General features: G+C 60.0%; 3 protein-coding genes. All 3 read left to right on the forward strand.

The features are described 5' to 3' along the window. Nucleotides 1-683 precede the first annotated feature (683 nt). Nucleotides 684-6398: a HAMP domain-containing protein gene (locus FJ425_RS06660; protein ID WP_140722536.1), complete on the forward strand. Its 5715-nt coding sequence runs from the start codon at nt 684-686 to the stop codon at nt 6396-6398. A gap of 11 nt (nt 6399-6409) precedes the next feature. After that, entirely contained in the window at nt 6410-8497 is a 2088-nt protein-coding gene (locus FJ425_RS06665; RefSeq protein ID WP_140630453.1) for a response regulator, read from the forward strand. Nucleotides 8498-8716: 219 nt separating this feature from the next. Then, nucleotides 8717-10483 carry a hypothetical protein gene (locus FJ425_RS06670; protein WP_246673291.1) on the forward strand — a complete coding sequence of 589 codons (1767 nt, stop codon included), beginning with the start codon at nt 8717-8719 and terminating at the stop codon, nt 10481-10483. Nucleotides 10484-10512: the final 29 nt, after the last annotated feature.

Below are 10512 nucleotides of genomic sequence, written 5' to 3' on the forward strand. Positions count from 1 at the left end.
GATCGGCTCTGTTTGCGTTGGCAGGTGGCCTGCGTTGGAGATTGGCCGAAACGCCGACCCCGTCGTCATTCCAGGGCGGAGCAGGAGCGAAGCTCCGTCGCGAAGACCCTGGAATCCATGCCGTCACCTTCGCCAAGGCGTGCGGCGGAGCAAAATTCTGCGCCGTGGCGGCGCTCCCAAGTCACGGAATGGATTCTATGGTCTGCGCGCGTCGCTTCGCTCCTTGCTCCGCCATAGAATGACGAGGTTGGGGCGGCTTCAACCAATCTCCGGCGTTTGCGCTGATTTCACGGAAGTGAATGGGGAATCTTGCACCTAGACAAACCGAAACCTTTCAAAATCCCTGTGTCGGGGAACTAACATAATCCTTGTCCGCCAATAGCTTACGAAGCCGTCCGCCAAGGTTGACAAGAGCCCGCGAGCGGCGGTGTCGCAGCTTCCGATTGGGCGGAATACACCAAGCAATTTCCAAGAGCGAAGCAAGCCAAATGACGGGGCGAGCCTTTGCGCGTTCTTAAGCGCTTGCTGGCGTGCGGATAAGATTCGATCTGCACATCGGAACAAATTGGCGCCTACCACGTTTTGGAGCTTGCGGTGAATTGTATACCTAGCCGCGAGGGCGGGACTTCATCTGATCATCAGTTTCTTCACAAACAGGTGGACTGGGGAGTGGCACTGTGAGCGTGCAGGCATCAAGGGCGCAATTAGATCGTCATCAGATTCTCAATTCCTTAAAGGCCTTCAGGCGAGGCGACTTTTCCATCCGGATCGACAACATCTATGAGGGGATAGATTCCGATATTGCCGATGCCTTCAACCAGATCGTCGAACTCAACGATCAGGTGACGAAAGAGTTTGAGCGGCTGAGCAGGGTCGTCGGCAAGGACGGCAGAATTGGCGAGCGGGGTCATGTCCGCAATGCTACCGGCAGCTGGGAATCAAGCGTCAGGTCGGTCAACGACCTGATCGAAGACATGGTTCAACCGACCGCCGAAGTGGCCCGCGTCATCGGGGCAGTGGCGAAAGGCGACCTATCCCAGACAATGATGGTCGAAATCGACGGCCGCCCGCTGCGCGGGGAGTTCCTGCGCATAGGCAAGATCGTCAACACGATGGTGGGGCAACTGGCTTCCTTTGCCTCCGAAGTGACACGTGTCGCTCGTGAGGTTGGAACGGAGGGAAAGCTCGGCGGACAAGCGCGGGTGAAGGGCGTGGCCGGCACGTGGAAGGACCTGACCGACAACGTCAACGCCATGGCCACCAACCTTACCGGCCAGGTGCGCAACATCGCCGAGGTGACCACTGCGGTGGCGTCAGGCGATTTGTCAAAGAAGATCACCGTCGACGTGAAAGGCGAGATCCTCGAGCTCAAGAACACCATCAACACGATGGTCGATCAGTTGAACTCGTTCGCATCGGAGGTGACGCGCGTCGCGCGTGAGGTCGGCACGGAAGGCAAGCTCGGGGGCCAGGCGCGGGTCGAAGGCGTCGGCGGCACGTGGAAGGACCTCACCGACAATGTGAACTCCATGGCCGAAAATCTGACCGGCCAGGTTCGCAACATCGCCGAGGTCACGACGGCGGTCGCGCTGGGCGATCTCTCCAAGAAGATCACCGTCGACGTGAAGGGGGAGATCCTCGAGCTCAAGAACACCATCAACACGATGGTCGATCAGTTGAACTCGTTCGCATCGGAAGTGACGCGCGTCGCGCGCGAGGTCGGCACCGAGGGCAAGCTCGGCGGCCAGGCCCAGGTTCGCGGCGTCGCCGGCACATGGAAAGACCTGACCGACAACGTCAATTCCATGGCCGAGAACCTCACCGGCCAGGTGCGCAACATTGCCGAGGTCACGACGGCGGTTGCTTCGGGCGACCTGTCGAAAAAGATCACGGTGGCCGTGCAGGGGGAGATACTCGAGCTCAAGGATACCATCAACACGATGGTCGATCAGCTGAACTCCTTCGCTTCCGAAGTCACGCGCGTTGCGCGCGAAGTGGGCACGGAAGGCAAGCTCGGCGGGCAGGCAGAGGTGAGGGGCGTCGGGGGCACCTGGAAAGACCTGACTGACAACGTCAACCTGATGGCGGCCAACCTGACGGGTCAGGTCCGAAACATCGCCGAGGTGACGACAGCCGTCGCCCGCGGCGACCTTTCCAAGAAGATCACCGTGGACGTCAAAGGCGAGATCCTCGAGCTCAAGGACACCGTCAATACGATGGTCGACCAGCTGAACTCTTTCGCCTCCGAAGTCACGCGCGTGGCGCGCGAGGTCGGTTCGGAAGGCAAGCTCGGCGGCCAGGCCCATGTGGAAGGCGTCGGCGGCACGTGGAAAGACCTGACCGACAATGTCAACGCCATGGCCGGCAATCTGACCGTGCAGTTGCGCGACGTGTCCAAAGTCGCAACCGCGATCGCGACCGGCGACCTGACGCAGAAGATCACCGTCGATGCCTTGGGAGAGATCCTGCAGATCAAGGACGTGATCAACACGATGGTTGATCAGCTGAATTCCTTTGCCTCGGAGGTGACGCGCGTGGCGCGCGAGGTCGGTTCGGACGGCAAGCTCGGCGGCCAAGCGCAGGTCAGAGGCGTGGGCGGCACCTGGAAGGACCTGACCGACAATGTGAACGCGATGGCGGCCAACCTGACGGGCCAGGTGCGTAACATCGCGGAAGTGACCACGGCCGTGGCACTCGGCGACCTTTCCAAGAAGATCACCGTGGACGTCAAGGGCGAGATCCTTGAGCTCAAGTCGACCATCAACACCATGGTCGATCAGCTGAACTCGTTCGCCGGCGAGGTGACGCGTGTGGCGCGCGAAGTCGGCACCGAAGGAAAGCTTGGCGGCCAAGCCCAGGTGCGAGGCGTGGCCGGCACATGGAAGGATTTGACCGACAACGTGAACTCCATGGCCGAGAATCTGACCGGCCAGGTTCGCAACATCGCCGAAGTGACGACCGCCGTCGCGCGAGGCGATCTCTCGAAGAAGATCACCGTCGACGTGAAGGGCGAAATCCTCGAGCTCAAGTCGACCATCAACACCATGGTCGACCAGCTGAACTCCTTCGCCGGCGAGGTGACACGCGTCGCACGTGAAGTCGGCACGGAAGGAAAGCTTGGCGGTCAGGCCGAAGTGCGCGGCGTGGCCGGCACCTGGAAGGATCTGACCGACAACGTCAACCTGATGGCCACCAATCTGACCAACCAGGTGCGCGGCATCGCCGACGTCGTGACTGCGGTTGCGCAAGGCAATCTCAGACGCAAGCTGACTGTGGACGCGAAGGGCGAAATCGCCTCCCTCGCGGACACCATCAACGGGATGATCGAAACGCTGGCCACCTTTGCCGACCAGGTGACCAATGTCGCGCGCGAAGTCGGCATCGAAGGCAAGCTTGGAGGCCAGGCACGCGTGCCTGGCGCCGCCGGTCTGTGGCGCGATCTTACGGACAACGTCAATCAGTTGGCGGCCAATCTGACCACGCAGGTCCGCGCAATCGCCGAGGTCTCGACGGCGGTGACGAAGGGCGATCTGACGCGCTCGATCAGCGTCGAGGCTTCCGGCGAGGTCGCCGCGCTCAAGGACAACATCAACGAGATGATCCGCAATCTCAAGGATCAGACGTTGAAAAACGCCGAGCAAGATTGGCTGAAGACAAATCTCGCGCGTTTCTCCCGCATGCTGCAGGGAGAGCGCGATCTCGCCACGGTGTCGCGTCTCATCATGTCCGAGCTCGCTCCGCTCGTGAACGCGCAATACGGCGTCTTCTACGTGACCAATCGGGACGAGGAGGAGTCCTATCTGGAGCTGGCGGCGTCCTATGGCGCCGAGAGCAAGGCGGCAATCAAGCAACGCCTCGATCTGCGTGAGGGCCTTGTCGGACAAAGCGCTGCCGACAAGCGAGCCATTATGCTCGACAATGTTCCGCCGGACTTCTTGCGCGTCACATCGGGCCTTGGCAGCGCCTCGCCGGCCAACGTCATCATTCTACCTGCCTTGTTCGAAGATGAGGTCAAGGCCGTCATCGAGCTCGCGTCCTTCGGCGAGTTCCGCGATACGCACCAATCGTTTCTCAATCAGCTGATGGAATCGGTCGGCATCGTCCTCAACACGATCGCCGCGACGATGCGCACCGAGGGCCTGCTCAAGCAATCGCAACTGCTGACGTCCGAGCTGCAGGCGCGTCAGACCGAACTGACGAAAAAGCAGGAGGAACTGCACGCCACTAATGAGGAACTCCAGGAGAAGGCTCAACTTCTGGAGAATGAGAAGAAACAGGTCGAAAACAAAAATCTCGAAATCGAGATGGCGCGCCGGGCGCTTGAGGAGAAAGCCGAGCAGCTGGCGCTTACCTCCAAGTACAAATCCGAGTTCCTCGCCAACATGAGCCATGAGCTCAGAACTCCGCTCAACTCGCTCCTCATCCTTTCAAATCTGCTTGCTACGAACCAGCAGGGCAACCTCAACGAAAAGCAGGTCGAGTTTGCTCGCACCATCAATTCGGCCGGTACGGACCTTCTCAGCCTGATCAACGACATCCTCGATTTGTCGAAGATCGAGTCCGGCACGGTCTCGATCGACATCAACGATATGCCGGTCGCCCATTTGCGCCAGCATATGGAGCGCACGTTCCGCCAGCTTGCAGCCGACAAGGGTCTGGGCTTTACCATCAATGTCGATCCCGCTCTTCCGGAAACCGTGCGTACGGACGAGAAGCGGTTGCAGCAGATCGTGCTCAACCTGCTGTCGAACGCCTTCAAGTTTACCTCCGAAGGCAAGGTCAGCCTGAATTTCAAGATGGAAAAGGCGGGACGCCGCAACGGCGCCAAGCTGCCCAGGAAAGCGCTTGCGATAGCGGTGACCGACACCGGTATCGGCATCCCGGAAGACAAACAGAAACTGATTTTCGAGGCGTTCCAGCAGGCCGACGGCACGACCAGCCGCAAATATGGAGGAACCGGTCTTGGGCTCTCGATCAGCCGTGAGATCGCCCGTTTGCTCGGCGGTGAGCTAAGAGTTGAAAGCATTCCCGGCAAAGGATCGACGTTTACGCTGGTCATTCCGATCGATGGTCCCAGGGTTGCCGCCGCCAGCCAGCCGGAACTGCTTCCGGCCACCGAGGCAATCGCGACGACAGCGGCGCCCAGCGGTTTGCCGTCGGCGGAATTGATGGACGATCGCGACGCCATATCGGCGCAAGACAGGGTCGTTTTGATCGTCGAGGACGACCCAACCTTTGGCGGTCTGCTGCTGGGCTTGGCACGGTCTGCCGGGTTGAAAGGCGTCCTGTCGACCGCGGGCTCCGGAACCTTGGCACTGGCGCGCAAGCTGGTGCCGGACGCGATCACGCTGGACCTCGGCCTGGCGGACATCGATGGATGGGTGCTCTTCGACCTGCTGCGCCATGATCCGAAGACCGCCGGCATTCCCATTCATGTGATTTCCGGAGCGGAAGACATCGATAGCCTGGCTCGCAAGGGGGCATCGAGCATCTCGACCAAGCCGGTGTCATCCGAGGAACTGGTGAAGGTGTTCCAGGAAATTCATTCGAGGAACCTGCGCGTCCAGCGCCGGGTGCTCGTGGCTGACTCCGATCCCGAGCGCCGCCTTTCCCTTGTCGAGACGATCCGCGACGGCGTCACCTCGGTCACCGCAATCAGCCGCGCGGCAACGGCAGAGGACATCGATCTCGCCTCATACGATGCGGTTGTCCTTGGGCTTGGAAAGTCTGCCAGGGACAATGCGCGGGCCCTCGACGAACTCACCAATCAGTTTTCAGACGGCCTTCCCCCACTTCTGTTTTTTGCCCCTCATTCGGAGGCAGTTGAACAGGTGCTGGCGTTGAATCCCGCTTTGTCCGCAGTACCGCGAGCTGAGAATTTTGCTCAATTGGCTCTCCATGTATCTGCGACGCTTCCGGGAGGACTGCGCGAGGAAAGCGGGGCAGGTGTCGAACGAGCTGACAACAGGTCGAATCTTGCGGGCGCGAAAGTCCTGATCGTCGATGACGATATTCGAAACATCTATTCGCTGACGAGCGTCCTTGAGACCTACGATATCGAAGTCCTTCACGCTGAGCGCGGCCGCGATGGGATAGCGTTGCTGGAGGAGAATGCCGACGTCGACGCAGCCTTGATCGACATCATGATGCCGGAGATGGACGGCTACGAGACGATGAGGAGTATCCGCAACACACCCTCCATCGCGCATATTCCATTGATATCGGTGACAGCAAAGGCGATGAAAGGCGACCGGCAGAAATGCCTGGAAGCCGGGGCTTCCGACTATATTGCCAAGCCTGTCGACCTCGACCTGCTGTTGGCACTGCTGCGGGTCTGGATCGGCCGCTCTCGGGATCGGGTCGAGACATCCCAAAATCTGCTTAGGTCAGTCAACTGACGGGATGCCCGATGCAAAGGCTGTCGCGGATCCGTTCGAAGAAACTGGAGATTGTGCAGTTGGCGGACAATCAGTCAAAGGCACGCATCCTGGCAGTCGATGATGACGAACGAAACCTGTTGGCGATCGAAGAAGTTCTCACTCCACTCGCGGAAGTCGTCGCTGTGCAATCCGGCGAGGAGGCGCTGCGCTGCCTCCTAAAGGAGGACTTCGCCGTTATCTTGCTGGATGTTTTGATGCCGGGCCTCGACGGCTACGAAACAGCCTCGTTGATCCGCCAGCGCGAACAGTCCAGACGAACCCCTCTCATCTTCCTCACGGCCATCAACAAGGAAGATGCGCATATGCTGCGCGGCTACGACGCCGGCGCAGTGGACTATATGTTCAAGCCCTTCGACCCCGCCATGCTGCGATCCAAAGTGGCTGTATTCGTCGAGCTTCACGAAAAGACGCTCGAGATCCAGCGCAATGCGGTCGCAGAACAGGCACTGCTGGCGAAAGCCTTGCAGGCCGAAAAACAAAAGCTCGAGGCCGAACGATCGCTGCGCGGCGCCGAAGAACGGCAGGAGGCCATACTTGGATCCTTGCCCGTCTGTTTTCACGCCAGGGTCGCCGAGCCGCCCTTTGCAGCCCGTTTTGTTTCAAAAGGCGTCGAACGTCTGACGGGATTCCCACCTGAGCGACTGACGTCCGAGCCGTGGTTTGGGCTGAGCCGGGTGCATCCGGAAGATCTATCCAGGGTGCGGGAAGCTTTGCTGGCGGCAAAGGTGACAGGCTCCTACACATGCGAGTTCCGCTGGCAGTGCGCCGATGGCAAATACCGTATCTTTCTCGACCAAGGGATCCTGTCGAAAGGTGTCGACGGACGCCGACCCGAAATCCTCGGCACGTTGCTTGACGTGACCGAGCGGCGTGAACTCGAAAATCAACTTCTTCAGTCACAGCGCCTCGAAGCGGTCGGGAAACTCACCGGAGGGCTGGCACACGATTTCAACAATCTGCTTGCCGCGGTTCTGAGCGGACTGGGATTGCTCGAGAGGCAGCTTACGCTTGACGAGCAAGCAAAGAAGATCGTTGAACTCACTCGCCGCTCCGCGAAGCAAGGCGCCGAACTTGTCAACCGCATGCTTGCCTTTTCGCGGCGTCAGAATCTGAAGCCGACGGCAGTGCGGCTGGCTGCGCTGGAAGATACGATGAATGGCTTGGTGGCTCCCGTGCTCGGCGGCCTGATCCGCTTTGAGTGGGAGGTCGACGACTCCGTTTGGCCCGCGCATGTCGACGTCGTTCAATTGGAGTTGGCGTTGATGAATCTGGTGTTCAACGCGCGTGACGCGATGCCCTCCGGCGGGACAATTGCCGTGCAGGCGCAAAATCGGGTCATCAAAATACCTTCCGAAGACCTGGCAGCCGGAGAGTATGCAGTCCTCACCGTCAAGGACACCGGTGCCGGCATCCCGAAGGAGATTCTGACCAAGGTCGTCGAACCGTTTTTCACGACGAAGCCCGTCGGGAAAGGCACCGGGCTGGGTCTCAGCACGGTATACGGTTTCATGAAGCAATCGGGCGGGGCGCTTCGCATAGACAGCCTCGTCGGGCGCGGAACATCCATGGAGCTGTGGCTGCCGCGTTCAGCGGAGCAGCCATCCGATAATGTGGCAGATCCGGATGGAGAGAGAGTCCTGGTCGAGGCCGCAGGGAAGGCTTTCCCTTCGCTTCTGTTGATTGACGACAGCAGCGGATTGCGGCAGCTAACCGCGGAATCGCTTCGGCAACACGGGTTTACAGTGACATGCGCAGCAGGCGGTGCCGAGGCGCTGGCAATTATTGAAGGGACACCGCATGAGTTCGACGTCATTGTCACCGATTTCGCAATGCCGCTCGTGTCCGGAGTCGAGGTAATCCGCTTCGCGCGCAACCTCCGCTCCGATTGGCCAGCGGTCATGATAACCGGCTATGCCGATGCTGAGGCAATTTCAAACCGCCCATCGGACGTGCCATTGGTCAACAAGCCGTTCCGGGAAAAAGATCTCATCGAGAGCATCTTGCGGGTCAGCGCCTTGAAGGCAGTCGGCGGCCGGCCGACAGCCGGCTCCGGTTAGATCAAGACTTGGCAGTGGCCAACCGGTCTTTCGCGCCAACGGATTGAATCCGAGAACAGCCGCTGACCACCATGCTGCCCGGCGTTGTTGCAACGTTCATTGCAGCCGGACCCTCCTTGTGCCGCAACGTATGGATCGGGAGGGGGAAGCGAACGGCAACCCGCGGAAGACGCCGCTACGAAGGTACGCGCAAGCACCATTGCGGGCACATGAGCCGGAATGTACCAACAGACGCCTGCGCCGTCGCGCGGACGACTCGGCGGTATGAAAATAGACGACGGATCGATTGACGCGAAATTGAACGTACATCAACAGGCAGATCTCTCCACCGATGACTGCAGAGCCCAGCTGGCGCGTATTCTGAGCAGCGCGGACTTTCAGGCAACCGATCGCGAGCGTCGGTTCCTCAGCTATGTCGTGGACGAAACCTTGGCGGGGCGCAGCGATCGCATCAAGGCCTATTCAATAGCGGTGGAGGTATTCGATCGCGGCCCTTCGTTCGACCCGCAGACCGATCCGATCGTGCGCATCGCAGCCAGCCACCTTCGCAGGTCGCTTGAACGCTATTACCTGACAGCCGGTCTGGCCGATCCCATTCTCATTGGCCTTCCCAAGGGAGGATATGTTGCCGCATTCTCATCGCGCGCCAACGTAGCTCCCGGCGCAGATGAACCTGAGCCCGCGATTGTAGGCGAGCCCCCGCAACAACCGCGCCGACTGGACAAGCCTGTTCCCATCGCGGCGATGGCCGTGCTGGCTGCTGCCGCCTTGGCCCTCGTCTTGTGGCTCGGTTCTTCCCGGCTGTCTCCAAGCGAGCCGGAAATCCCGCATTTGCTGGTTGAGTGGTTCGACGACATGAACGGCTCGAGCGCGACTACGGCTTTGGCCCGCGGGCTTACGCAGGAGGTCATAAGTCAGCTCTCCAAATTCAGCGACATCGTCGTGGTCCAGTCGCTCGGCCAGGTGGGTCCGGATGTACGGTACGCGCTGGCGGGAAGCGTGGACATGTCCGCCGGGACCTTTCGGGTTCGGGTTCGCATGCTCAACCGTGCAGATGGATCGGTTCTCTGGGCGCACAGCTACGATGGCTCGACGACAGTTCCCGAACTTCTGAAAATCCAAGCCGATATCGCCGCCAATGTCGCCACGAGCCTGGCACAACCATATGGCGCTCTATTCGAGGCGGATGCCAAGCGTGCCGTTCCCGATGCTCCCGACGACCAGGCTGCCTATTTCTGCACGCTTTCCTATTACTCGTATCGAGCCGGTTTCAACCCTGAGAGCCGCCCCGCTGTCCGTTCCTGTCTCGAAAGCGCCGTGGAGCGATTTCCTCGATACGCGACGGCCTGGGCGCTTCTGTCGTTGATCTACATCGATGAATTCCGGTTCTATTATCCGTTCGAATCCCAGAAATCGGCACCATTGATCGATCGCGCCCTTGCCGCGGCGGATCGCGCCGTGCAGCTGGAGCCAAACAACGTCCGGGCCCTTCAGGCACAGATGATGGCACTTTATTTCAGGGGGGAGACCGAGGCGGCCATCAGAGTGGGGCGCCGCGGCATCATCATCAATCCCAATGACACGGTATTCGTAGGTGAGTACGGGTATCGGCTGGCGTTGTCCGGAAATTGGAAAGAGGGATGCCCGCTGGTCGCGGAAGCGCGAAATCGCAATCCGGGGCCACTCGCCTATTACGAGGTGGCGTTGGCTATCTGCGCTTATTTCAACCGCGACATCGAGCAGGCGGTCATGTGGATCAGAAAAGCGAATGTTCCCGACAATGCGCTCTATCGTGTGATTGCCGCCGCGATTTTTGCCGAAGGGGGCTACGCTGCCGATGCCGAGCGCGAGCGTTCCTGGCTGATGCTCCATGAGCCCGGACTGGTAGCAAATGTTCGACAGGAGGCATTACTGCGGTTCGGCAATTCCGATGATGCCGAAACGTTTCTCGGCTCCCTCAGGAAGGCAGGCCTGATGCCCAACTAACGGCCTTTGCAAGGCCTTTCGCCGATGTT

This window comes from Mesorhizobium sp. B2-7-2 (genome assembly GCF_006440775.1).
In the GTDB taxonomy this organism is placed as follows: Bacteria; Pseudomonadota; Alphaproteobacteria; order Rhizobiales; family Rhizobiaceae; genus Mesorhizobium.

Bases quoted from the DNA above. Each gene is read 5' to 3' on its own strand.
- FJ425_RS06670 (WP_246673291.1), top strand. From the start codon at position 8,717: ATGTACCAACAGACGCCTGCGCCGTCGCGCGGACGACTCGGCGGTATG.
- FJ425_RS06665 (WP_140630453.1), top strand. From the start codon at position 6,410: ATGCAAAGGCTGTCGCGGATCCGTTCGAAGAAACTGGAGATTGTGCAG.